This window comes from Xanthobacter sp. SG618, from assembly GCF_012932745.1.
Lineage (GTDB): Bacteria > Pseudomonadota > Alphaproteobacteria > Rhizobiales > Xanthobacteraceae > Xanthobacter > Xanthobacter flavus.
In genome coordinates, this window is sequence record NZ_JABBHL010000006.1 from 174,396 (window position 1) to 197,438 (window position 23,043).

The 23,043-nt window shown below is 68.8% G+C and carries 21 protein-coding genes; 9 read left to right on the top strand and 12 right to left on the bottom strand.

What is annotated here, in order from left to right; all coding sequences use genetic code 11:
- The first annotated feature begins 75 nt into the window (after positions 1–75).
- The 5 genes from FHT36_RS17165 (at position 76) to FHT36_RS17185 (ending at position 5,213) form a co-directional block, all read left to right on the top strand.
- On the top strand, positions 76–906 hold the full coding sequence (locus tag FHT36_RS17165; RefSeq protein ID WP_348644501.1) for an alpha/beta hydrolase: 831 nt from the start codon (positions 76–78) through the stop codon (positions 904–906).
- Positions 907–967: 61 nt separating this feature from the next.
- On the top strand, positions 968–1,255 hold the full coding sequence (locus tag FHT36_RS17170; protein WP_169123707.1) for a XapX domain-containing protein: 288 nt from the start codon (positions 968–970) through the stop codon (positions 1,253–1,255).
- A 38-nt stretch (positions 1,256–1,293) separates the two neighbouring features.
- The gene (locus tag FHT36_RS17175; RefSeq protein ID WP_169123708.1) at positions 1,294–3,159 is read left to right on the top strand and encodes an amidohydrolase; all 1,866 of its coding nucleotides are present in this window, start codon (positions 1,294–1,296) and stop codon (positions 3,157–3,159) included.
- A 3-nt stretch (positions 3,160–3,162) separates the two neighbouring features.
- Positions 3,163–3,600 carry a DoxX family protein gene (locus tag FHT36_RS17180; RefSeq protein ID WP_169123709.1) on the top strand — a complete coding sequence of 146 codons (438 nt, stop codon included), beginning with the start codon at positions 3,163–3,165 and terminating at the stop codon, positions 3,598–3,600.
- Positions 3,597–5,213, top strand: coding sequence for an MFS transporter (locus FHT36_RS17185; RefSeq protein WP_169123710.1), 1,617 nt, complete (start codon positions 3,597–3,599; stop codon positions 5,211–5,213). Before FHT36_RS17180 ends, FHT36_RS17185 begins: the two co-directional genes overlap by 4 nt.
- A gap of 24 nt (positions 5,214–5,237) precedes the next feature.
- Here the strand turns inward: FHT36_RS17185 and FHT36_RS17190 are convergent, their stop codons facing one another.
- Positions 5,238–6,290 carry a LacI family DNA-binding transcriptional regulator gene (locus FHT36_RS17190; protein ID WP_169123711.1) on the bottom strand — a complete coding sequence of 351 codons (1,053 nt, stop codon included), beginning with the start codon at positions 6,288–6,290 and terminating at the stop codon, positions 5,238–5,240.
- A gap of 118 nt (positions 6,291–6,408) precedes the next feature.
- Here FHT36_RS17190 and FHT36_RS17195 point away from each other — a divergent pair, with 118 nt between their 5' ends.
- The 3 genes from FHT36_RS17195 to FHT36_RS17205 all read left to right on the top strand — a co-directional run bounded on the left by FHT36_RS17195 (position 6,409) and on the right by FHT36_RS17205 (position 10,769).
- The gene (locus FHT36_RS17195) at positions 6,409–7,734 is read left to right on the top strand and encodes an FAD-dependent oxidoreductase (protein ID WP_169123712.1); all 1,326 of its coding nucleotides are present in this window, start codon (positions 6,409–6,411) and stop codon (positions 7,732–7,734) included.
- 17 nt (positions 7,735–7,751) lie between these two features.
- Positions 7,752–9,458, top strand: a complete 1,707-nt coding sequence (locus FHT36_RS17200) for a dihydroxy-acid dehydratase (RefSeq protein WP_210257820.1) — start codon at positions 7,752–7,754, stop codon at positions 9,456–9,458.
- Between the two features lie 75 nt (positions 9,459–9,533).
- Complete coding sequence (locus FHT36_RS17205) at positions 9,534–10,769, top strand: ABC transporter substrate-binding protein (protein WP_169123713.1); 1,236 nt, start codon at positions 9,534–9,536, stop codon at positions 10,767–10,769.
- Positions 10,770–10,773: 4 nt separating this feature from the next.
- Here FHT36_RS17205 and FHT36_RS17210 read toward each other — a convergent pair whose 3' ends face one another.
- Positions 10,774–11,268, bottom strand: coding sequence for a DUF2165 family protein (locus tag FHT36_RS17210; protein WP_169123714.1), 495 nt, complete (start codon positions 11,266–11,268; stop codon positions 10,774–10,776).
- Positions 11,269–11,453: 185 nt separating this feature from the next.
- Here FHT36_RS17210 and FHT36_RS17215 point away from each other — a divergent pair, with 185 nt between their 5' ends.
- Entirely contained in the window at positions 11,454–13,169 is a 1,716-nt protein-coding gene (locus tag FHT36_RS17215; protein ID WP_407077082.1) for a SulP family inorganic anion transporter, read from the top strand.
- Between the two features lie 82 nt (positions 13,170–13,251).
- Here the strand turns inward: FHT36_RS17215 and FHT36_RS17220 are convergent, their stop codons facing one another.
- The 10 genes from FHT36_RS17220 to FHT36_RS17265 all read right to left on the bottom strand — a co-directional run bounded on the left by FHT36_RS17220 (position 13,252) and on the right by FHT36_RS17265 (position 23,013).
- The gene (locus tag FHT36_RS17220; protein WP_169123715.1) at positions 13,252–13,980 is read right to left on the bottom strand and encodes an ABC transporter ATP-binding protein; all 729 of its coding nucleotides are present in this window, start codon (positions 13,978–13,980) and stop codon (positions 13,252–13,254) included.
- Complete coding sequence (locus tag FHT36_RS17225; protein WP_169123716.1) at positions 13,973–14,743, bottom strand: ABC transporter ATP-binding protein; 771 nt, start codon at positions 14,741–14,743, stop codon at positions 13,973–13,975. The genes FHT36_RS17220 and FHT36_RS17225 overlap by 8 nt, the downstream gene beginning before the upstream one ends.
- Positions 14,743–15,624 carry a branched-chain amino acid ABC transporter permease gene (locus FHT36_RS17230; RefSeq protein WP_169123717.1) on the bottom strand — a complete coding sequence of 294 codons (882 nt, stop codon included), beginning with the start codon at positions 15,622–15,624 and terminating at the stop codon, positions 14,743–14,745. The genes FHT36_RS17225 and FHT36_RS17230 overlap by 1 nt, the downstream gene beginning before the upstream one ends.
- Positions 15,621–16,505, bottom strand: a complete 885-nt coding sequence (locus FHT36_RS17235) for a branched-chain amino acid ABC transporter permease (protein WP_169123718.1) — start codon at positions 16,503–16,505, stop codon at positions 15,621–15,623. The genes FHT36_RS17230 and FHT36_RS17235 overlap by 4 nt, the downstream gene beginning before the upstream one ends.
- Before the next feature lie 28 nt (positions 16,506–16,533).
- On the bottom strand, positions 16,534–17,661 hold the full coding sequence (locus tag FHT36_RS17240; RefSeq protein ID WP_169123719.1) for an ABC transporter substrate-binding protein: 1,128 nt from the start codon (positions 17,659–17,661) through the stop codon (positions 16,534–16,536).
- A gap of 2 nt (positions 17,662–17,663) precedes the next feature.
- A complete protein-coding gene (locus FHT36_RS17245) occupies positions 17,664–18,419 on the bottom strand; it encodes a pyrimidine 5'-nucleotidase (RefSeq protein WP_169123720.1) in 756 nt (251 codons plus the stop codon).
- 25 nt (positions 18,420–18,444) lie between these two features.
- Positions 18,445–19,317, bottom strand: a complete 873-nt coding sequence (gene nadC / locus FHT36_RS17250) for a carboxylating nicotinate-nucleotide diphosphorylase (RefSeq protein ID WP_210257822.1) — start codon at positions 19,315–19,317, stop codon at positions 18,445–18,447.
- Between the two features lie 115 nt (positions 19,318–19,432).
- Entirely contained in the window at positions 19,433–20,689 is a 1,257-nt protein-coding gene (locus FHT36_RS17255; protein ID WP_169123721.1) for an amidohydrolase family protein, read from the bottom strand.
- Between the two features lie 120 nt (positions 20,690–20,809).
- Entirely contained in the window at positions 20,810–22,267 is a 1,458-nt protein-coding gene (locus FHT36_RS17260; RefSeq protein ID WP_210257823.1) for an aldehyde dehydrogenase, read from the bottom strand.
- Complete coding sequence (locus FHT36_RS17265; protein ID WP_169123722.1) at positions 22,264–23,013, bottom strand: orotidine 5'-phosphate decarboxylase / HUMPS family protein; 750 nt, start codon at positions 23,011–23,013, stop codon at positions 22,264–22,266. Before FHT36_RS17265 ends, FHT36_RS17260 begins: the two co-directional genes overlap by 4 nt.
- Positions 23,014–23,043 lie beyond the last annotated feature (30 nt).

Genomic DNA, 23,043 nt, shown 5'->3' on the forward strand with positions numbered 1-23,043 from the left:
CTCGGCCTCGACTTTCCCGCCGCGGCCTTCGCAGCCTCCAACCCCTCAGCCTCCACCCCCCACGGAGTTCAACCCATGCCCAGCGTGACCACCAAGGACGGCGTCGAGATCTTCTACAAGGACTGGGGTCCGAAGACCGCCCAGCCCATCGTCTTCCACCATGGCTGGCCCCTGTCCTCGGACGACTGGGACGCACAGCTCCTGTTCTTCGTGAACAACGGCTATCGCGTGGTCGCCCACGACCGCCGCGGCCATGGCCGGTCCACCCAGGTCAGCGACGGCCACGACATGGACCACTATGCCGCCGACGCCGCGGCCGTGATGGACCATCTCGACCTCAAGAACGCCGTGCATATCGGCCATTCCACAGGCGGCGGCGAGGCGCTGCACTACTCCGTGAAGCACGGCAAGGCGCGCGTCGCGAAGCTGGTGCTGATCGGCGCCGTGCCGCCCATCATGCTGAAGACCGAATCCAACCCCGGCGGCCTGCCCATGGAGGTCTTCGACGGCTTCCGCAAGGCGCTCGCCGCCAACCGCGCCCAGTTCTTCCTCGACGTCCCGACCGGCCCCTTTTACGGCTTCAACCGTCCGGGCGCGCAGGTCTCCCAGGGCGCCATCTGGAACTGGTGGCGTCAGGGCATGACCGGCGGCGCCAAGGCCCATTACGACGGCATCAAGGCCTTCTCCGAGACGGACTTCACCGCGGATCTGAAGGCGTGCGAGGTGCCCACCCTCGTGATGCACGGCGATGACGACCAGATCGTCCCCATCGCCGACAGCGCGCTGCTCTCCGCCAAGCTGCTGAAGCACGGCACGCTGAAGGTCTATCCGGGCTATCCGCACGGCATGTGCACCACCCATGCGGACGTGATCAACGCCGACCTCCTCGCCTTCATCAAGGCGTGACCTCATTTCGGCGCCGGCCTCCCCCCGGCCGGCGCCGGATGTTCGAACCTCCGGAGGGCCCATGAAGCTCTATCTCGCCTCGCTGGGCGCCGGCCTGCTGGTCGGTATCGTCTACAGCCTCATCAATGTGCGCTCCCCGGCCCCGCCGGTGGTGGCGCTGCTGGGGCTGCTCGGCATTCTCGTCGGCGAGCAGATCCTGCCGGTGGCGCGTCATCTCATGAACGGCGACGGCCTCGCCCGTGCCGTGGGCCTCGCCGACTGCAAGGACCACGTGCTGGGCCAGCTTCCCGGCCGGCGCGATGCGGCCGATGCGCCCGCCTCGGGCGACACGCCCCCTCCCAAATCCTGAGCTTTCATTCTCGTCGCCCACTGCAGAAGGCGCGCACCATGAGCGAGATCGCCGACCTCATCCTGTTCAACGGCAAGATGACCACCCTGGACCGCACCAATCCCTCGGCGGAGGCGGTGGCGGTGCGCGACGGCGTGATCGTGTTTGCCGGTACGACCGCCGACACGATGCGGCTTGCCGGAACGACCACACGGATCATCGACGTAGGCGGCCGGCGGGTGATCCCCGGCCTCATCGACAGCCACATGCACATCATCCGCGGCGGCCTGAACTACAACATGGAGCTGCGCTGGGACGGCGTGCGCTCGCTCGCCGACGCCATGGACATGCTGAAGCGGCAGGTGGCGGTCACACCGGCCCCCCAATGGGTGCGCATGGTGGGCGGCTTCACCGAGCACCAGTTCGCCGAGAAGCGCCTGCCGACGCTGGAGGAGATCAACGCCGTCTCCCCGGACACGCCGGTCTTCATCCTGCACCTCTACGACCGCGCCTTGCTCAACGCCGCCGCCCTGCGCGTGGTGGGCTACACCAAGGACACGCCGAACCCGCCCGCCGGCGAGATCATCCGCGACGCCAGCGGCAATCCCACCGGCCTGCTGGTGGCCAAGCCCAATGCCACCATCCTCTATGCGACGCTGGCCAAGGGGCCGAAGCTGCCGCCCGAATACCAGAAGAACTCCACCCGCCACTTCATGCGCGAGGTGAACCGCCTGGGCGTCACCTCGGTGATCGATGCGGGTGGCGGCTTCCAGAACTATCCGGAAGATTATTCCGTCATCGAGGATCTGCACCGGGAGGGAAACCTCACCGTGCGCATCGCCTATAACCTCTTCACCCAGAAGCCGAAGGCAGAGCTGGCCGATTTCGCCGGCTGGTCGAAGACCGTCACGCCGGGGCAGGGGGACGACCTCTATCGCCACAACGGCGCCGGCGAGATGCTGGTCTATTCCGCCGCCGACTTCGAGGACTTCCAGGTGGCGCGGCCGGACCTGCCCGGCGCCATGGAGGGCGATCTCGAGCCGGTGGTGCGGCTGCTTGCCGAGAACCGCTGGCCGTTCCGCCTGCACGCCACCTATGACGAGACCATCTCGCGCGCGCTCGACGTGTTCGAGAAGGTCGATTCCGACGTGCCGCTCAAGGGTCTCAACTGGTTCTTCGACCATGCGGAGACGATCACCGACCGCAACATCGATCGCATCGCGGCGCTGGGCGGCGGCATCGCCGTGCAGCATCGCATGGCCTATCAGGGCGAATATTTCGTCGATCGCTACGGCGCCAAAGCGGCCGAGCGCACCCCGCCCATCCGCCGCATGCTGGAGGCCGGCATTCCGGTGGGCGCGGGGACGGATGCCACCCGCGTCGCCTCCTACAATCCCTGGGTCTCGCTGTCCTGGCTGGTGACGGGCCGCACGCTCGGCGGGCTCTCCCTCTATCCGCCGGCGAACCGGCTGGACCGGGAAGATGCGCTCAGGCTCTGGACCGAGGCCAACACCTGGTTCTCCAGCGAGCCGGGCAAGAAGGGGCAGATCAAGGACGGCCAGCTCGCCGACCTCGTCGTGCTCTCGGACGACTATTTCTCGGTGTCTGAAGATCGCATTCAGGACATCACCTCCGTCCTCACCCTGCTCGGCGGCGTGCCGGTGCATGGGGATGGCGCCTTCCGCGACCTCGCACCGCCGCTGCCGCCAGCCATGCCGGACTGGTCGCCGGTGCGCACCTTCGGCGGCTACCAGCCGCGCAAGACGGACAGCGCGCAGAAATACGCCTTCGCCGCCGCCTGCGGCTGCGCCAAGGCCTGCGGCGTCCACGGCCATGCCCATGCGGGGGCATGGGGCGCAAGCGTGCCGGTGGGCGATCAGCGGGGCTTCTTCGGCGCGCTGGGCTGCGCCTGCTGGGCGTTCTGAGCGATGGGCGTTTCCGACCAGCTCGCACAGGCCGCCCGGCCGCTTCTGTCGCCGCGGCCGGTGCGGGCGTTCGCGCTGCTCGCTCTGACCTCGGCCTATCTGCAGGGCGGCCTTACCAAGGCGCTGGATTTCCCCGGGGCCATCGCTGAAATGACCCATTTCGGCCTTGCCCCGGCGGCCCCACTCGCCGCCGGCGTGATCGCGCTGGAGATCGTCGCGCCGATCATGATCCTCTCCGGCGTCCTGCGCTGGGCCGGCGCGCTGGCGCTCGCCGCATTCACCGTCGCGGCGACCCTGCTCGCCAACCGGTTCTGGGGCATGGCGGGGGCCGAGCGTTTCGCCGCCGCCAACGCTTTCTTCGAGCATCTCGGCCTCGCCGGCGCGTTCGTTCTGGTGGCGTGGTACGATCTGGCGGGCAAAGCGGAGGGACAGCGAGCATGAGCGAAAATCCCCCATCCCCGCCCTCCGCGCCCGCTGCCGCGCCCGGTGCCTTCGCTCCGCTGAAGCGGCCGGTCTTCGCCGTGCTGTGGGTGGCGACCGTGCTGGGCAATACCGGCAGCTTCATGCGCGACGTGGCGAGCGCCTGGATCGTCACGGACCTTTCCGCCTCACCCGCGGCGGTGGCGACCATCCAGGCGGCGGCTATGCTGCCGGTGTTCCTGCTGGCCATGCCGGCGGGTGTGCTCTCCGACATCCTCGACCGGCGGCGCTTTCTCATCGCCATCCAGATCGGGCTGGCATGCGTCAGCGGCGTCCTGATGCTGCTGTCGCTGACCGGGCTGATGACGGTCTCCTCGCTCATCGCGCTCACCTTCCTCGGCGGCATCGGCGCGGCGCTGATGGCGCCCACCTGGCAGTCCATCGTGCCGGAGCTGGTGCCGCGGTCGGACCTGAAGAGCGCGGTGGCGCTCAACTCGCTCGGTATCAACATCTCCCGCTCCATCGGCCCGGCGCTGGGCGGCGTGCTGCTCGCCGCCTTCGGTGCGGCGGTGACCTATGGGGCGGACGTGGCGAGCTACGTGTTCGTCATCGCCGCCCTCGTGTGGTGGCGTCGGCCCGCGACCCCGCAGGACGAATTGGGCGAGCGCTTTCCCGGCGCCTTCCGGGCCGGGCTGCGCTATGCGCGGTCCAGCAAGGAGATGCATGTCGTCCTGTTGCGCTCGGCCTTCTTCTTCGCCTTCGCCAGCGCGGTCTGGGCGCTGTTGCCGCTGGTGGCGCGCGGGCTGCTCAAGGGGGATGCGGCCTATTATGGCCTGCTGCTCGGGTCGGTGGGTGTCGGAGCCATCGGCGGGGCGCTGCTGATGCCGCGGCTGCGTGGCCGTCTTTCGGCGGACGGGCTCATCCTCGCCGCCTCGCTCGTCACCGCCGTCGCGACGGTCGCGCTGGCGCTCGCCCCGCCGCGCTGGCTGGCGGTGCCCATCCTGCTCGCCATGGGCGCGGCGTGGATCACCGCGCTGACGACGCTGAACGCAACCGCCCAGTCCATCCTGCCCAATTGGGTGCGGGGGCGGGCGCTCGCCGTCTATCTCACCGTCTTCAACGGCGCGATGGCGGGCGGCAGCATCGCCTGGGGCCTCGTGGCGCAGGCGGTGGGGCTGCAGGCGGCGCTGGTGATCGCGGCCGGCGGTCTCGCGGTGGTGGGCCTCATCATGCACCGCGTGCCGCTGCCCGCGGGCGAGGCCGATCTGACGCCCTCCATGCACTGGCCCGAGCCGGCCATGGCCGAGCCCATCCCCAACGACCGGGGGCCGGTGCTGATCCTGATCGAATACCGGGTGGCGCGGGGCGACCGGGAGGCCTTCCTGAAGGCGCTGGAGCGCCTTTCTGCCGCGCGGCGTCGGGACGGGGCCTATGCCTGGGGCATCAGCGAGGACTCCGCCAGTCCGGAGGAAATGCTGGAGTGGTTCATGGTGGAATCCTGGGCCGAGCACCGGCGCCAGCACCGCCGGGTTTCCCATGCCGATGCCGATGTGCAGGCGGAGGTGCTCTCGTTCCACCAGGGCGACGCGCCGCCGGCGGTGCGCCACTGGATCGGGGTCGATCCGCCGCGATAGGGCGGCTCGATCGGGACGCGCCCGTCAGGAGGCCTTGGCCTCCGTCGGGCGGCTGCCCCCGGTGCTCTCGCGCAGCATGATCCGGTAGCCCATCTCGCAGGTGCCGCCCTGCGCTGCGGTGCCTGCGATGCGGCCGAGCAGCATCTCGGCCGCCTTCTGGCCCATCTCGTAGCGCGGGATGTCCACGGTGGAGAGCGACGGGTTGAGGTGGCTCGAAAAATCGAGCCCGCCGAAGCCGGCGACCGCGATATCCGCGGGCACAGTGATGCCCATGCGCTGGAAGGCCAGCAGCGCGCCGGCCGCGAGCACGTCGTTGAGGCACAGCACCGCGTCCGGACGGGGCCGCAGCGCCGCGATGCGCTCGGCGACGATGCGGCCGGATTCCATGCTGGTGAGATCGCCCGCATTGAGGATGAGCGGCGCGCCGAGGCCGGCTTCGGCAATGCCGGCCTCATAGCCCTTGGCGCGCATCTGGGCGCGGCGGTCGGGAGTCGCCGTGCCCACGAAGACGATACGACGGAAGCCCTGCGCCACCAGCGCCTCGGTCATGGCCTTCATGGCATCGAAGTTGGAGAGGCCCACGAGGCTGTCGATGGGCGTCGGCGTGCTGTCCCAGGTCTCCACCACGGGCACGCCGGATTTCTCCAGCAGGGCCCGCGTGGCGCGGGTGTGGGAAACGCCGACGATCACGAAGCCATCCGGCCGGCGCCGCAGCAGCGCCTCGATGACCTTTTCCTCCTCCGCCGGGGAATAGTTGGTCTCCGCCATGATCATCTGCACCGCATGGGTGCGGGCGACGTCCGAGACCCCTTTCACGCTGTCGGTGAAGATGGATGACGCCACCGTCGGCAGGATCAACGCGATGATGCCGCTGCGCTGGGAGGCGAGGGAGGAGGCGACCAGATTGTAGATGTAGCCGGTCTCGCGGATCGCCGCTTCAACCCGGGCCTTGAGGTCGGCATTCACGAGGGTCGGCTGGCGCAGCACGCGCGAGACCGTCATGGCGGAGACGCCCGCCACGCGGGCCACGTCCTCCATGGTGACGCCCGCCGCCCGTCCCCCCCTTTTCTGCCGCATCGCCGATTCCGTCACCACTGACCCCAGCTCACCATATGGCCTGTCGCCTGCTTGACAATAGCGGCACGTTAGCGCTAACAAATGATAGCGCTAACAATTAAGAACAGGGTGGGTGGAAATGCCCGACGTAAGGGCCGCGGAGGTTCTGGAAACAGACGTGCTGGTGGTCGGCGGCGGCGCTGCGGGCCTTGCCTGCGCAGTGGCGGCAGCCCGGCAGGGGCGGCGCGTCATCATGCTGGAGCGCTACGGCTTCAGCGGCGGGGCGGCGGTGGCGGGCCTCTCCGGCACCATCTGCGGCCTCTATGCGGCGTCCGACCGCCGCAACGCGGAGCCGGAACAGGTGGTGCACGGCTTCGTGGACGAGTTCATCGCGGCGATGGAAGCGCGCGGAGGGCTCACCGGCCCGGTGCAATACGGCAAGACCTATGTGCGGGTGCACGATCCGCTGGTCTGGCGCGAGGCGAGCGACGCGCTGCTCGGTGCCGAGGGCAACATCCGCGTGCTCTACCACGTCACCGTCACCGGCGTTCTCGCCGAGGGCGACCATGTGAGGGGCGTCACCGCCTTCACCAAGCAGGGGCCGCTGGAGGTCCGCGCGAAGATCACCGTGGACGCCTCGGGCGATGCGGACGTGGCGGCCATGGCGGGGCGGGCGCTCACCAAGGGCCGCGACGGCGCCATCCAGAACCCCACCATGATCTTCCGCATCCTCGGGGTGGACATGGCGCGCTTCCTCGCGGCGCATGGGCCGGATTCCATCCTCGACGAGCGGGTGATGAAGCTCATCCAGGAGTTGAACGCCTCCGGCGCCTACCGCCTGCCGCGCGCCAAGATCTTCCTCTTTCCCACGCCGCGCCCCGGCGAGCTGATCTGCAACGCCACGCGTATCGTCGGCGCGGACGGGCGCGAGCTGGATGCCACCCGCATCGCCGACCTCAGCGAGGCGGAGATCGAGGGGCGCAAGCAGGTGCGCGAATATGCCCGCTTCATCCGCGACCACATCGCCGGCTGCGAGGCCTCCTTCGTCAACGACACCGGCGTGCAGGTGGGTGTCCGCCAGACCTGGCAGATCGTCGGCCGCGACCTCCTGAAGAATGAGGACGTGACCTCCGCCCGCAAGCGCGCGGACGGCATCTGCCGGTCGCCCTGGCCCATCGAGCTGCATTCCGGCGAGAAGCCGAAGCTGCACTGGATCCTCGATGATTATTACGAGATCCCCCTCGGTTGCTTCCTGCCCGCCACCGGCTCGGGCCTGGTGATGGCCGGGCGCTGCCTCTCGGCCGAGCATGAGGCCATGGCCTCGGCCCGCGTCACCGCCCAGTGCTTCGGCTACGGACAGGCCATGGGCCTCGTCGCCGACCAGCTCTGCGACAACCCGGCGGCGCTGCCCTCCGGCTCCGACATCCGCGCCGCGCTCAACGCGCTCGGCGCCCAGCTCAACTGACGAGACAGGGACGTTTCATGTCCGATGCCGAACAGCCCAAGTCCGCGTTGCAGCCGACGCTGCGCAGCAATTTCGAGCCCGGCACCACCCGCTGGGCCGTGCGCCGCGCCCAGTGGCTCGCCATGGGCTACAGCGAGGAAGACCTGCTGAAGCCGAAGATCGCCATCGTCAATAGCTCCAGCAAGCTGTCGGTCTGCTACGCGCATCTCGACGACGTGTGCCGCGTGGTGGAGCAGGCGATCCGTGATGCCGGCGGCCTGCCCTTCGAGATCCGCACCGTGGCGCCGTCCGATTTCGTCACCAGCGCGGGCCGGCAGGCGCGCTATTTGATGCCGAGCCGCGATCTTCTGGTGAACGACATCGAGGTGCAGGTGGAAGGCGCGGAGCTGGACGGCATGGTGCTGCTCGCCTCGTGCGACAAGACCACCCCCGGCCAGCTGATGGCCGCCGCGCGGCTGAACGTGCCGTCCGTGGTGCTGCCCTGTGGCTACCAGCTCGGCGGGCTCTGCGCAGGCAAGGAAGTGGACATCGAGGAGGTCTACAAGAGCGTCGGCTCGCTGAAGGCGGGCTCCATCTCGCTGGCGGACCTCAAGGCGATGACCTGCAGCGCCATCACCGGGCCGGGCGTGTGCGCGGGCCTCGCTACTGCCAACACCATGCATGTGCTCTCCGAAGCGCTCGGCATGGCCCTGCCGCGCAGCGCGCCCATCCGTGCCGGCTCGCAGGCGCTGATGGAAAATGCCGCCCGCGCCGGGGCCGCCATCGTCGACCTCATCCTCAAGGACATCCGGCCGCGGCAGATCCTCACCCCCGCCGCCTTCCGCAATGCGCTGCGCGTGGCGGTGGCGACGGGATGCTCGGTGAACTGCGTGCGCCACCTCGCGGCGACCGCCTCCGAAGCCGAGATGGACATCGACATCGTGGCCGAACTGGAGGCGCTGAACGACACGCCCCAGATCACCACCGTGCGGCCCAACGGCCCCCACCGCATCGAGGATCTCGACCGCGCCGGCGGCTGCCGGGGCGTGATGCGCGAGCTCAGCGACGTGCTCGATCTCTCGGTGATGACCGTCACCGGCAAGACGCTGGGCGAGAACCTCGCCGACCTGCCGGAGCCCGACCGCGCCTTCATCCGCCCGCTGGCCGATCCGTTCCGCCACGAGCCGGGCCTCACCATCCTGCGCGGCACCCTCGCGCCGGACGGGGCGGTGGTGAAGGTCTCCGCCGTGCCCGCGGAAGTGCGCACCTTCTCCGGCAAGGCGCGGGTGTTCGAGGACGAGGCTGTCGCCATCAAGGCGCTGGAAACCCACTCCATCAAGCCCGGCGACGTGGTGGTGCTGCGCGGCCTCGGGCCGAAGGGCGGACCGGGCACGGTGTTCGCGGCGAGCTTCATGGCGGCCCTGATCGGTGCGGGTCTCGGCGCCGGTGTCGCGGTGGTGACCGATGGCGAACTCTCCGGCCTCAACAGCGGCATCACCATCGGCCAGGTGATGCCCGAGGCGGCGGAAGGCGGGCCGCTGGGCCTCGTCGCCGAGGGCGATGTCATCTCCATCGACATTGGCGCCCGCCGTGTCGATCTCGAAGTCTCCGAGAGCGAGCTGGCCGCCCGCCGCGCTGTGTGGCGTGCGCCGGACCACAGCCAGATCCGCGGCTGGCTCGGCCAGTATGCGGCCATGGTGCAGCCGCTCTCCAAGGGTGCCGTGCTGAAGCCTATGCGGCCCTGAGGGCCGACGACAAACAAGGCGGCCCTGAACGCTTTCGACAAACAAGAACGAACAGACAGGATCGGGAGGTTTGAAATGCCCAGGAAGACTGCAAGGTCCGGGACACTGAGGTCCGCTTTGGCCTCGACCGCGCTGGCCGCCCTCGTCTGCGCGGCCTTCGCCAGCGGCGCGAGCGCCGAGAGCGTGAAGGTGGGCGTGCTCAACGACCAGGCTGGCGTGCAGGCGGACTTCGCCGGTGCCGGATCGGTGGTGGCGGCGAAGATGGCCATCGCCGATTTCGGCGGCAAGGTCGCCGGAATGCCCATCGAGTTGGTCGCCGCCGACCACCAGAACAAGGCCGACATCGGCGTCAACGTCACCCGCCAGTGGTTCGACACGGACGGCGTGGATGCGGTGCTGGATGTGCCGAATTCCGCCGTGGCGCTGGGCGTCAGCGGCATCGCTAGGCAGAAGAACAAGGTGGCGATCATCTCCGGCGGTGGCACCTCCGACCTCACCGGCAAGGACTGCTCGCCCAACACCGTCCACTGGACCTATGACACCTGGGCGCAGGCCAATACGGTGGGCACCGCCGTGACCAAGGCGGGCGGCAACACCTGGTACTTCATCTCGGTGGACTATGCCTTCGGCCATGCGCTGGAGCGCGACGCGGGCGAGGCCATCAAGGCGGCCGGCGGCAAGATCCTCGGCACCGTGAGGCATCCGCTCGGCACCTCCGACCTGTCTTCCTTCCTGCTCCAGGGCCAGGCGTCGGGCGCCAAGGTGATCGGCCTCGGCAGCGCCGGGGCGGACACCATCAACGCGGTGAAGCAGGCGTCCGAGTTCGGCATCGTCAAGGCCGGGCAGAAGCTCGTCGCCATGCTCATGGTGCTCAACGACATCAGCGCGCTGGGGCTGGAGACGGCGCAGGGCCTGTTCCTGTCGGAGGCCTTCTACTGGGACCTGAACGACCAGACCCGCTCCTTCGCCAAGCGCTTCGCCGAGGCCAATGGCGGGCGTTATCCCAACATGGTCCATGCCGGCGTCTATGCCGGGCTGCTGCACTACCTGAAGGCGGTGGAGAAGGTGGGTAGCGCCAAGGACGGCACCAAGGTGGTGGAGGCCATGAAGGCCATTCCCACCGACGATCCGCTGTTCGGCAAGGGGGCGGTGCGCCCGGACGGCCGCGCCATCCACGACATGCACCTCTTCGAGGTGAAGAGCCCGGCGGAATCCAAGGGTCCGTACGACTTTTACAAGCTCATCGCGACCGTGCCCGCCGACAAGGCCTTCCGCCCCCTCGCGGCCGGCAACTGCCCGCTGGTGAAGTAACGGCTCAGTGCTCCTCCTCCTGCTCCGGCAGGAGGAGGATGATGAGCACGGCGGAGATCCAGCCGATGAAGGCGAAAGCGGTGGACTGCCCGTTCCAGGTCTTCGACTGCCACATGGCGAACCATTCGCCGCCGATGACGACGAACCCGCCCCCATAGAGCAGGATGCCGAGGGTGAGCCCGAGCACCGCCGTCGCGCGGGCCCTGCGGAAGCCCCGTGTGCGGATCGTGGCCAGCATCCGCACGACGCCGGCCCACAGCACAAGGGCAATGGCCCCCTCCGTGGCGATGATCGCCACATAGGCTGCGGTCTGGAGCCGCTCGTCGGTGATCGCCCGCCATCGCAGCGTGGAGTCCGGGAAGATGGTGTCCATGGCCAGCACGTGCTGGACGAAGCCCCAGTTCGTCCCGTAGTCCGTGATGTTGCCGAAGGCGACCAGGGTGAAGAAGACGGCGATCGTCGCCACAAGGGCAATCTTGCACAGCCGGATCAGAACCATCGTTCCTGCCCCCGCCTCGCCGCCTTGATGCGGCCCCTGGCGATTCTAGAAGCGGCAGCCCGGGAGGCAAGGCGCGCCGCGCAGGAGCGCAACGCCGGGTTTTGACGGACTTTCCGGGCCGTCCCTGCCTGTGGCATGGTCCCGCCAGCCCGGCGGGGTTCATGCCGGCGGACGGAGATTGACCGGTGGCAGCGGACGGCGCGTCCTCCCAAGAAGCCCCACGGACGCTGCTGGCGAGTTTCGCCGGATATCGGCCAGGCTGGATCAAGACGGATGTCGCCGCGGGGCTCGCCATTGCCGCGGTGGGCTTGCCGAGCGCAATCGCCTATCCCGCCATCGCCGGCCTGCCGCCGCAGACCGGGCTTTACGCCTCCATCGCGCCGCTCATCGCCTATGCGGTTTTCGGCCCCTCCCGGCAATTGGTGGTGGGGCCGGATGCGGCGACCATCACCGTGCTCGCGGCCGTGCTCGCCGGAATGCCCGACCTCGCGGCCATCGACAAACCTGGGGTCGCCGCCCTCATCGCCCTCGTGGTGGGCGGCTATTATTTCGCGGCACGGCTGGTGGGGCTCGGGGTGCTTTCCACCTTCCTGTCGCGGCCGATCCTGGTGGGCTTCTTCGCTGGTATCTCGCTGTCCATCCTCGTCGGGCAGCTGAAGCGCGTCACCGGCATTCCCATCATCGGGGACGGGCTCGTCGCGCCGGTCATCGAGCTGGTGCGCAAGGCGCATGAGGTGCACTGGCCCTCGCTGCTTCTGGCCCTCGGCATGTTCGCTGTGCTCCATCTCGTGCGCCGCACGCGCCTGCCGGTGCCGGGGCAGGTGGTGGTCGTGGTGCTCTCGGTGGTGCTCTCCGCGCTGTTCGATTTCGAGGGGCGCGGCATCGCCGTGGTGGGGTCGATCCCCTCCAGCCTTCCCGCACTGGCCCTGCCGGCCGGGGGCGGCGCGGCGATCGACCAGTTGCTCATCGGCGCGGCGGCGATCTTCCTCGTCAGCTTCGCGGCCGGCATCGTCACGGCGCGCAGCTTCGGCGAGCGCGGCGGCTATCCGGTGGATGCCAACCGCGAGATGGTGGGCTTCGGCGCGGCCAACGTCGCGGCCAGCCTGTTCGCGGCCTTCCCCATCACCGCCTCGGATTCCCGTACGGCGGTGAATGCCAGCGTGGGTGGACGCTCGCAGCTGGCCAGCGTGGTGGCGGCGCTGGCGCTGCTCGCCATCGTGCTGTTCCTGCAGCCGGCACTGGCCATCCTCCCCATTCCGGCGCTGGGGGCGATCCTGATCTCGGCCGCTTTGAGCCTCGTGGACCTGCCGGCCCTGCGCCAGCTATGGCGCATCAGCCGCATGGAGTTCGCCTTCGCCATGATCGCGCTGTTCGCGCCGATCAGCCTGGGTGTGCTGAACGGCGTGCTGATCGCCATCGGCGCGACCTTCGCCTACCTGCTGCACAAGATGATGTATCCGCGCGACGCGCTGCTCGGGCGGGTGCCGGGCCACGAGGGCTTCTACAAGCTGCACCGGCGGGCCGATGCCCGGCAGGTGCCGGGGCTCGCCATCGTGCTCATCCAGGGTGACCTGCTGTTCTTCAATGCCGACCGCATGCAGGGCCGAATCGACGCCATCGCCGACACTCTGGTCGGCGGCACGCGCTGGCTGGTGCTGGACGCCAGTGCCATCACGCAGGTGGATTCCACCGCCGCCGCGGCGCTGGAGGAGGTGCGGGCGGAGCTGGAGCGCCGCGGCCTCAAGTTCGGCATCGCCGAGATGCACGACGAGGTGCGCACCCTGCTCGACCGCGCGGGGCTGCTCGACGCTATCGGTCCGGACATGATCTTCGACGATCTCGACGACGCCTATCGCGCCTTCGAGGCGAGCGGCGAGGCCCCAAGCCCGCGCGGCGCTTGAGCGAGGGCAACAGGGAAAGCCCGCGCGGCGCCTGAGCGGAAGCAACGCAACAGCCCGCGCGGCGCCTGAGCGGAAGCGGTACTCAGGCTGAAGCCGTCTCCGCCGCCCGCATGCCGAGATAGGCGGCGATGACGCGCGGGTCGCGGGCCAGCGCCTCGGCGGTGTCGGCGAAGAGGATGCGGCCGTGCTCCATCACATAGCCGTAGCTGGCGACGGAAAGTGCCTTGCGGGCGTTCTGCTCCACGAGAAGCACGGTGGTGCCCTTGGCGTTGATGTCGGCGATGGTGGCGAAGATGTCGTTCACCACGTGGGGCGCAAGGCCCATGGAGGGCTCGTCCAGCAGCAGCAGCTTCGGCCGCGCCATCAGTGCCCGGCCCATGGCCAGCATCTGCTGCTCGCCGCCGGAGAGGGAGCCGGCATATTGGAAGCGGCGCTCCTTGAGGCGGGGAAAGCGGGTGTAGATCAGCTCGATATCGTCGGCGATGGCGGGATCGCCGCCGCGCACATAGGCGCCGACCTTCAGATTGTCCTCCACCGACATGGAGGCCACCACCCGCCGTCCCTCGGGCACCAGCGACACGCCGGCGCGGACAATCTTGTCGGCGGGGCGGGCGGTCATATCCCGCCCCTCGATGCGCACGGTGCCGGAGAAGGCCCGCACGAGGCCGCAGATGGTGAGCAGCGTCGTCGTCTTGCCCGCGCCGTTGGCGCCGATGAGGCAGACACAGGCGCCGGCGGGGACGGTGATGTCGATGTCCTCGACGGCCGCGACGGAGCCGTAGCCGGAGGTGACCTTGACGAGCTCAAGCATCCTCGGTCCCCAGATAGGCCTCGATCACGCTCGGCATGCGGCGCACCTCCTCCGGCGTGCCGGCGGCGATCTCGCGGCCGAAATTGAGGACCACGATATGGTCGCTCACCCGGGCCACGAACTCGATGTCATGCTCGATGAGGAGCACGGTGATGCCCATGTCGCGGATGGCGAGCACGAGGTCGGCCAGCGCGCGCTTCTCGGCGAAGTTCATGCCCGCCGCCGGCTCGTCCAGCAGCAGCAGGCGCGGCTGGGTGGCAAGCGCGCGGGCGATCTCCACGCGGCGCCGGTCGCCGTAGGAGAGGCCGCCCACGGCCAGGTCGCGCAGAGGGGCGATGCCCACGAGATCGAGCAGCGCCTCGCAGCGCGCCTTCTCCCGCGTCTCGCTGCGCTTCACCGCCGGCAGGCCGAGCAGCACGTCGAGCAGGCTGGCGGACTGATGGCGGTGGGCGCCCAGCAGCACGTTGGCAAGCGTCGTCTCGCTCGCCAGCAGGCGGATGTTCTGGAAGGTGCGGGCAACGCCCAGCGCCGCCACCTTGTGCGGGGCGAGGCGGGCGATGTCCACGCCATCGAGGCGGATGTGGCCGGCGTCCGTTGGATAGAGGCCGGTGATCATGTTCATGGTGGTGGTCTTGCCGGAGCCGTTCGGGCCGATGAGGGCCGTCACCTGTCCGGCGGCGGCGGTCAGCGACACGCTGTCCACCGCCACCACGCCTTGGAAGCGCTTGGCCACCTGCCAGAGTTCGAGTTCCGCCGCCGCCATCATTCGGCTCCCTGGGTGGAGGGCCGGCGGGCCGCTGCCTTGCGCGGCCGCCAGCGCAGGAGCGACATGGCCCCGCCGGGCAGGAACAGCACCACCGCGAGGATGAGGAGGCCCATCAGGATCTCCCGCCACTGGCTGGAGAAGCGCAGCAGCTCCGGCAACAGCGTGGTGAAGATGGCGCCAACCAGCGGCCCCAGCAGCGCGTTTACGCCGCCGAGGATGGGATAGGCGAGGGCATCCACGCTCCGCAGCAGGCCGAAGTCCGAGGGGCCGACGAAGAAGTTGAGATGCGCCGCAAGGCCCCCCACGCCGCCGCTGACGAAGCCGGAGGCGACGAACAGCGACAGGCGCTGGCCGAACACGTTGACGCCCATGGCCTCGCTCATCACGTCGTCCTGCCGGATGGCCGCGATGGACCGGCCGAAATAGGAGCGCCGCAGGGCGAAGACGAAATAGAGCGCGATGAGAACCAGCAGCACCAGCTGCCATGTCTCGGTGTAGCGCGGGATGCCGTAGATGCCGATGGCGCCGCCGGTGACGGCGTCCCAGTTGAGCGCAATCACCCGCACCACCTCGGTGAAGGCGAAGGTGGCGAGCATGAAATAGTCGCCCCTCAGCCGCAGCACCGGCGCGCCGATGACGAGCGCGACCGCCGCCGCCAGCAGCCCGCCCGCCACCACCGCCACGGCGAAGGGCGCGCCGAGTTGCATGGTGAGATAGACGCTGCAATAGGCGCCCACCGCCATGAACCCGCCGGTGCCCAGCGTGAACATGTTGGCCGCCAGCGCCAGCCACACCCCATAGGCGAGGAGGGTGTTGAGCAGGCACAAGTTCACGAGGTTGCCGTAGCTGGCGAGAAATCCGTCGAGGGCGGCCATCATGCGCGCCGCTCCTCGAAGCCGGAGAAGAGGCCCGTGGGCTTCACCAGCAGGATCAGGAAGATGAGGCCGAAGCCGATGGCATCCCGGAACGCCGACGAGACATAGGCGACGGAGAACACCTCCACGAGGCCTAGCAGGAAGCCGCCGGCCACCGCGCCGGGGATATTGCCGAGGCCGCCGAGGATCATCACGGTGAGGCCCTTCACCAGCATGTGCTCGCCCATGAAGGGGGAGACCACGTTGAAGAGGAGGCCCAGCAGCACGCCGGCCGCCCCTGCCAGCGCCCCGGCGATGAAGAAGGTGATGAGGATGGTGCGCCCCACCTCCACGCCGACGATGCGGGCCACGTCCTCCGAGAAGGCGACTGTGCGGATGGCGCGGCCCACCGAGGTCTTCTGCAGGGTGAAGCCGAGGATGCCCATCAGGATCACCGCGGTGATCACCACGATGACCTGCAGCAGCTGCACCCGCACGCCGCCGATCTCCCACACGATGGCGGTGAAGGGGTTCGGCGGATAGCCGTGGACGGCGGTGCCGAACACTTCCTGCGCGATGCCCACCAGCAGGCGGGCGAGGGCGAGGCTGGCCACCAGCCCCATCCATTTGTGCCCGCCGCGCAGCCGGAGCACGCGGAAGACGAGGAGTTCGGACGCCATGCCGAGCACGCCGCCGCCCACCAGCGCCACGAGGAGCGCCAGCGGCAGCGGCAGGCCGAGGAGGGCGATCTCCAGCCCCAGATAGGCGCCCACCATGAAGAAGGCGCCCTGCGCCAGGTTCACGATGTTCAGCACGCCGAAGATCAGCGTGCAGCCGATGGCGAAGACGGCATAGATCGAGCCGAGCGAAAGCCCGTTCACGACCTGCTGCAGGAAGGTGGTCATGCGCTGATCCCCCGGACGGGCCGGTGGATCACTGGGCGAGCTGGAACTTGCCGTCCTTCAGCTCCAGCACCTTGGCGACCAGCACCGGCTCGCGGTCCTTGTCGAAGGAGAAGGGGCCGAGCACGGTCTGGAGGTCCTTGGTGTCGGCGATGGCGGCGCGCAGCTTCGCCGGATCGGAGACGCCGCCCGCGCGCTTCACCGCATCGGCGAAGATGGTCACGGCGGCGTGGGCCTGGGCGGCGAAGGTATCGGGGGCGTTGCCGTACTTGGCCTTGTAGGCCTCCACGAACGCCTTGTTGGCGGGTGTGTCGAAGTCGATGAACCAGCCCGAGCCCACGAGGAAGCCCTGCGCGGCGGGGCCGGCGAGGTCGTTGAGCTTGGTGGAGATGGCGGCGTTGGCACCGAGGAAGACGGTGGACTGCGGAATGCCGAGCTGGCGCGCCTGCCGAACGATGTTAGCGGTCTCTTCCGCGAGGCCGCCGACGACGATGATGTCGGGGTTCGCCGCCTTGATCTTGGTGAGCTGCGCGGAATAGTCCACGTCGCCCTTCTGGAAGGTCTCGGTGGCCACCACCTTGATGCCGGCCTTGTCGAGGGCGGCCTTGTGCACGCCGTAGGCGGCCTTCATGAGCACGTCGTCGATGCCGTAGATCTGCGCCGCGGTCTTCGGCTGGTAGCGCTTCACCGCATAGGCGAGCACGCCGGGGAACACCGCCGCCTCGGGGGCGCTCGTGCGGAAGATGTATTCGCCGATGGCCGGCACGCCGGGGGCGGTGTTGGACGAGGCGATCACCGGCACCTTGGCGGCGTTGGCGATGGGGTCGGCGGCGAAGGCCGAGGTGGTCAGCGTCGGCCCGAAGATGACCGTCACCTTGTCCTGGTTGATGAGCCGCTGGAAGATGTTGACGGTCTGGCCGCGATCGCCGGCATCGTCCTGGTGGACGGGCACCAGCTTGAGGTCGCCGAGCTTGCCGGAGGCGTTGATCTCGGCGGCAGCCAGCTCCGCGCCGTTCTTCTGCATGGTGCCGTAGAGGGCGGCCGAGCCGCCCGAGGTGGACTGCACGATGCCGAGCTTCACGTCGGCTGCGAAAGCGGGCGCGGCGGCGAGCGAGACGGCCGTGGCGGCGATGAGTAGGCGCGTGAGACGGGCGTGCATCATCATGGCTCCTGAGGAAGGTCGGTCGTTGATGAGCCCTTATTTTGCGGGCCCTTATGAAGGCTTTGTGCGGCCTTTGGCGTCGGTATCGGGGGCGTGCGCGGCTCGATCTGGGCGAGCACGGGCGCGAGCGCGAGGGAATGGAAATGCACGTGCGCGGCGTCCGGCGTCTCGGGCAGGCCGTGGTCGCCGATCAGCACCGTCTGCATGCCGAGCGCATGGGGTACGGCGAGGTTCACCGCGCGGTCGTCGAACATGATGGCGCGGTCCGGCGCGACGCCGTGCCGGCCGACGAGCGTGTCGTAGGCGGCGCGTTCCGGCTTGCCGATATAGTCGCAGGCGGCGATGTCGCACACGCCCTCGAACAGGTCGGATATGCCGAGGCGCTCCAGCACCCGCTCGGCATGGGCGCGCGAGCCGTTGGTGAAGACGAGGCGGCGGCCTGGCAGGGCTTCGAGCGCGAGGCGCAGTTCGGCGTTTTCGGCGAGAACGGAGAGGTCGATCTCGTGGACGAAGGTGAGGAAATCCTGCGGCTTCACCGCGTGGTGGCGCTGGAGCCCGACGAGGGAGGTGCCGTAGGTCTCGTAATAATGCGCGTGCAGCGCCGCCGCCTCTTCCGGCGTGCAGCCGGTCAATTCCTGGATGAACAGCCAGACGCGGGCGAGCATCTGGCCGTGCAGGCCGGCGGAGCGCGGGTACAAGGTATCGTCGAGGTCGAAGACGAAGGTCTCCGTTCCCGGCCTCAGACGAAAGGGCATGTCCCCGCGCATGGCCCGCCTGTGTTCAGTTCGAGAGCTGCTTGAGGCGGTCGATGGTCCGCTGAGCGCTCGGCTTGATGTCCCGCACATCGAGGCTGATGTCGAGGGCCTTCACCGTGTGGGTGAGGTCGCCGATGGAGATCACGTCCACACCCAGCTCCGCGATGGGTACGATGGTGGTCTCGTTGATGCCGCCGGACGCCTCGGTCATGGCGCGGCCCTTGGTCAGCTTCAGGCCCTCGCGCATTTCGTCGAGGTCCATGTTGTCGAACATGATGATCTCGACGCCGGCGTCCAGCGCCTCCTGCACCATCTCCAGGCTCTCGCACTCCACCTCGAACTTGAAGGTGTGCTGCGCGCTCGCCCGCAGGATCTTCACCGCCTCGGTGATGGAGCCGGCGATCTTGATGTGGTTGTCCTTCACCAGCACGCAATTGGCGAGGTTGAAGATGTGGTTGTGGGCGCCGCCCACGCGCACGGCATATTTCTGCACCATGCGCAGGCCCGGCCAGCCCTTGCGGGTGTCGGTGATGCGTACGCCGGTGTGCTTCACCAGCTCGGCATAGCGGCGCGTCTTGGTGGCGATGCCGCTCATCTGCTGCAGCCAGTCGAGGGCCGAGCGCTCGATGACGAAGAAGGTGGAGGCGCGCGCCTGCACCCGCATCAGCACGGTGCCGGGCTCCACCGTGGCGCCGTCCTCCACCAGCCATTCGATGCGCGCATCGGGCTCGATGGAGCGGATGGTCTCGTCGGCGAACAGCATGCCGCAGACGATCCCGTTCGCCTTGGCGTAGATATTGGCCGTCTGAACCGGATCGTCGCCGACGAGAAAGCCTCCGGTTGTATCGCCGGAGCTTAACTCCTCGCGAAGGCCCAGCTCGACGAGAGGCCGGATCATAAAGCGGTTCAACTTCATTACACGGCTCCTGGGGCGCTCCCGGCCCGGCTCTGTGATACTGCCTAGCAGCTGTTTTCTACTATATCAATTGACAAAATCATTTTATCGACAGCGCTCAGCCGTCGAGCCGGTTCGTGAAGGCCTTTCCGCCCTTCATCACCAGATGCAGGCGGTCGCGCTGCTCCAGGATGCGGATGTCGCCGAGCGGGTCGCCGTCCAGCACCAGCACGTCGGCCATGCATCCGGCCCTCAGCGCGCCGAGGTTCGGCTGCTCGATGCATTCCGCGGCCTTGGTGGTGGAGGCGACGATCACCTCCATGGGCGACATGCCGAGCCAGTCCACCATGAAGGCGAGCTCGGCCATGTTCTCGCCCACCAGCAGGCGGTGCGATTGGTCGGTGCCCATGGCTACCTTCACGCCGCGCTTCACCGCCTCCTTCCAGAGGGGGATCTGCGTCTGCATCAGCGAATAGATCTGCGCGTCCTTCACGTCCTCCTGGCCCAATTGGTGACTGGCCCAAGCGGTGTTTTTGCGGCGATGCTCGATGGAGAGCGGCACCAGTGCCAGCGTCGGCACCCACCAGATGCCACCCGCGATCATGCGGTCCACGCTCTCCTCATCCATGAACCAGCCGTGCTCCAGCGAGTGGATGCCGGCCTTCACCGCATTCTTGATGCCGGCGAGGCCCTCGGCGTGCACGGCCACGCGCTTGCCCTTGGCGGCGGCCTCGGAGACGGCGGTGGAAATCTCCTCAATGGTGAATTGCGGCTCGTCCCAGCTGTCGGTCACCGAGGTGATGCCGCCGGTGGCGCAGATCTTGATGAAGTCGGCGCCGCGCATGAGAAGCTCGCGCACCAGGCGGCGGATCTCTTCCACCCCGTCGGCCACCGTGTGGGGGAGCCAGGCGCGCTTCTGGATGCGCATGCCGGCGGGGAGCCAGTAGTCGCCATGGCCGCCGGTCTGCGAGACCATGCCCAGCGAGATGAACAGGCGCGGCCCGTCGATGATGCCTTCCTCGATGGCCTGCCGGAAGCCGGCATCGGCGCCGCCCATGTCGCGCGCGGTGGTGATGCCGCAGGCGATGGTCTCGCGGAACACCTCGATGGATTTCAGCACATTGTAGGTGGGCGTGTTCAAGAGGTGCTGGCGCATGTCGCGGGCGCGGTATGTGCCGTGGACATGGGTGTCGATGAAGCCGGGCAGCACGGTGCGCCCCGCCGCGTCGAGCTTCTGGGCGCCCGCTGGCACGCTCACCCGGCTCTCGGGGCCGGCGGCGACGATGCGCCCTTCCTCGATCACCACGACCGCATTCGGCACCGGGTCCGCCCCCGTGCCGTCGATCATGGTTCCGCCGACGATTGCGATGGCCATACGCGCCTTGCCTTTCGCTCTGTTCAAAAAGTTAGCAACGCCATTTGCCAGGCATTGAGAGCCAGCCGCCGACGCAACGATGGGTCCAGCCCGCCGCCCGGTGGCTCCTTTTGTCTTCCGCTACGTGAGGTCCACCACCACGTTCTTGATCTCGCAGTAGAAATCCAGCGCCTGAAGGCCAAGCTCGCGGCCGATGCCGGAGCGCTTGTAGCCGCCGAAAGGCGCGAACACGCTGGTCTTCGAGGCGCTCGGCAGGCCGTTCACCGCCACCATGCCGGTGCGCATGGCACGCGCCACCCGGAGCGCCCGGCCAATGTCGCGGCACCAGACGGAGCCATTGAGACCATAGTCGCTGTCATTGGCCAGCGCGATGGCCTCGGCCTCGCTGTCGAACGGCGTCAGGGAGCAGACCGGGCCGAAGATCTCCCGGCTGAAGGCGGGATTGTCCGGCCCCACGCCCGAGAGGATGGTGGGCGGGTAGAAGAAGCCGTCGCCCTCGGGCATCACCCCGCCGCTCACGAGGTCCGCGCCCGCCTCGCGCGCCTGCGCCACGGTGCGATCCACCGCATCGCGGTGCGGGGCGGAGATGAGCGGGCCGAGATTGGTCGCGGGGTCCAGCGCCTTGCCGGTTTTCAGCTTGGCGGCCGCGGCGGCGAAGGCACGGGCGAAGGGCTCCAGCGCGCCGCGCTCGACCAGAAGGCGCGAGCGGGCGGAGCAGGACTGGCCGGCATTGCCGAATCCCGAGGCCACCGCGCTCGCCGCTGCCTTCTCCATGTCGGCATCGGCGAAGACCAACGCGGCGTTCTTGCCGCCGAGTTCCAGCGCCACGCGCTTGATGGAAGCGGAGGCCAGCCGCATCACTTCCGACCCCACGGCCGTGGAGCCGGTGAACGAAATGCCGTCGATGCGCGGGTCCTCCGCCAACCGCCGCCCCACGTCTGCGCCGCCGGGCAGCACGGAGAGGAAGCCGTCGGGCACCCCCGCCTCGCGACACACTTCGGCGAGGAGCAGGGCGGTGAGCGGCGTCAGAGGCGCGGGCTTCAGGATGGCGGCGCAGCCGGCGGCAAGCGCGGGCGCGAGCTTCCAAGAGGCGCCGAGCAGCGGGAAGTTCCACGGCACGATCTGCGCCACCACGCCCAGGGGCTCGCGCAGGGTGAAATCCAGAAGATCCTTGCCAAGGGGGATGGTGTCGCCGAACACCTTGTCCATGGCCCCGGCATAATAAGTGAAGACGCGGATCGCCCCTTCCACCTCGCGCAGGGCGCCGGAGATGGGCTTGCCGGCGTTCACCGCCTCGATCTGCGCAAACTTGTCCTGCCGTGCCGTGATCCCGGCCGCGATGCGGTGCAGCACCGCGCCGCGCTCCACCGGCGGAAGATGGGGCCAGTCGCCGGCATCGAAGGCATGGCGCGCCATGCGGATCGCCGCCTCCACCTCCACCGGACCCGCCAGCGCGACCTCGGTGAGGGGCCTGCCGGTCCAGGGATCGACCAGCGCCTCGACGCCGCCGCCCATGGCGGGCACGAAACGCCCGCCCACGAAGGGCTCGCGGTGGATGGACGGCAGCACGGCGTTCATGGCGCCGTTGCCTCCAGCGCCTGCATCTTCTCATAGAGCGCGGTGGCGGCGGCGGCCGGGTCCTTCGCCTCGGTGATGAGGCGGCCGACGATGGCGAAGCGGCGCGGGCAGGCTTCGGCGGCGGCGAACGCCCCCTCGATGGTGCCACCCAGCGAGCCGAAGCCGGTGAGGAACACCAGCGGGTTCTTCACGTTCGCCGCGATCCAGCGCGACCAGCGCGTGACCTTCGCGGCATCGTGCGCGGGCAGGACGAAATGATCGGCGCCGCCTTGGACCGAGCGCTCCAGGATGAGGTCCAGCGCATTGTCGAGGAGGTAGCCGCCGCCGGAGACGCCATAGTCGGCGACCGGGATCTCGCCGCCCACCACTGGCGCGATGCCGGCCTTCAGCGCTTCGCCGACGAAGCCGTCCACCGCAGTGGGGCCGGCGACGGGGAAGAGGATGAGCCCGTCCACCTCGGCCTCGGCGCAGAGGGCGGTGAACTTCTTCGCCATGTCCGGCATGTCCGGGCCGGCCTTCTGGTGGTCGTAGAGGATGGGCAGGTCGGTGAGGTCGCGCACCCGCCGCATGGACTCTTTCAGGCCATGGCGCAGCACACTGGTGAGCCCGAGCTTGTAGCCGGCGACACCGGGCACGCCGCTCGTCGCCTTCACCACCGCATCGAACTTCTCCTGCGTCTCGATGTCGAGGGCGGGGACGATGCCCACGGTGCCGGAAAAGGTCTTCGCCGAAAAAGTGCTGGCCATTGCGGTCTCGCTCGTTTCCATCCTGTCGAA

Coding starts and splice junctions, on each gene's coding strand:
- FHT36_RS17240 (WP_169123719.1), bottom strand. CDS start 17,661: ATGCACGCCCGTCTCACGCGCCTACTCATCGCCGCCACGGCCGTCTCG.
- FHT36_RS17230 (WP_169123717.1), bottom strand. CDS start 15,624: ATGATGGCCGCCCTCGACGGATTTCTCGCCAGCTACGGCAACCTCGTG.
- FHT36_RS17235 (WP_169123718.1), bottom strand. CDS start 16,505: ATGACCACCTTCCTGCAGCAGGTCGTGAACGGGCTTTCGCTCGGCTCG.
- FHT36_RS17165 (WP_348644501.1), top strand. CDS start 76: ATGCCCAGCGTGACCACCAAGGACGGCGTCGAGATCTTCTACAAGGAC.
- FHT36_RS17195 (WP_169123712.1), top strand. CDS start 6,409: ATGCCCGACGTAAGGGCCGCGGAGGTTCTGGAAACAGACGTGCTGGTG.
- FHT36_RS17265 (WP_169123722.1), bottom strand. CDS start 23,013: ATGGCCAGCACTTTTTCGGCGAAGACCTTTTCCGGCACCGTGGGCATC.
- FHT36_RS17225 (WP_169123716.1), bottom strand. CDS start 14,743: ATGGCGGCGGCGGAACTCGAACTCTGGCAGGTGGCCAAGCGCTTCCAA.
- FHT36_RS17175 (WP_169123708.1), top strand. CDS start 1,294: ATGAGCGAGATCGCCGACCTCATCCTGTTCAACGGCAAGATGACCACC.
- FHT36_RS17190 (WP_169123711.1), bottom strand. CDS start 6,290: ATGCGGCAGAAAAGGGGGGGACGGGCGGCGGGCGTCACCATGGAGGAC.
- nadC (WP_210257822.1), bottom strand. CDS start 19,317: ATGATCCGGCCTCTCGTCGAGCTGGGCCTTCGCGAGGAGTTAAGCTCC.
- FHT36_RS17205 (WP_169123713.1), top strand. CDS start 9,534: ATGCCCAGGAAGACTGCAAGGTCCGGGACACTGAGGTCCGCTTTGGCC.
- FHT36_RS17170 (WP_169123707.1), top strand. CDS start 968: ATGAAGCTCTATCTCGCCTCGCTGGGCGCCGGCCTGCTGGTCGGTATC.
- FHT36_RS17180 (WP_169123709.1), top strand. CDS start 3,163: ATGGGCGTTTCCGACCAGCTCGCACAGGCCGCCCGGCCGCTTCTGTCG.
- FHT36_RS17200 (WP_210257820.1), top strand. CDS start 7,752: ATGTCCGATGCCGAACAGCCCAAGTCCGCGTTGCAGCCGACGCTGCGC.
- FHT36_RS17185 (WP_169123710.1), top strand. CDS start 3,597: ATGAGCGAAAATCCCCCATCCCCGCCCTCCGCGCCCGCTGCCGCGCCC.
- FHT36_RS17210 (WP_169123714.1), bottom strand. CDS start 11,268: ATGGTTCTGATCCGGCTGTGCAAGATTGCCCTTGTGGCGACGATCGCC.
- FHT36_RS17245 (WP_169123720.1), bottom strand. CDS start 18,419: ATGCCCTTTCGTCTGAGGCCGGGAACGGAGACCTTCGTCTTCGACCTC.
- FHT36_RS17255 (WP_169123721.1), bottom strand. CDS start 20,689: ATGGCCATCGCAATCGTCGGCGGAACCATGATCGACGGCACGGGGGCG.
- FHT36_RS17220 (WP_169123715.1), bottom strand. CDS start 13,980: ATGCTTGAGCTCGTCAAGGTCACCTCCGGCTACGGCTCCGTCGCGGCC.
- FHT36_RS17260 (WP_210257823.1), bottom strand. CDS start 22,267: ATGAACGCCGTGCTGCCGTCCATCCACCGCGAGCCCTTCGTGGGCGGG.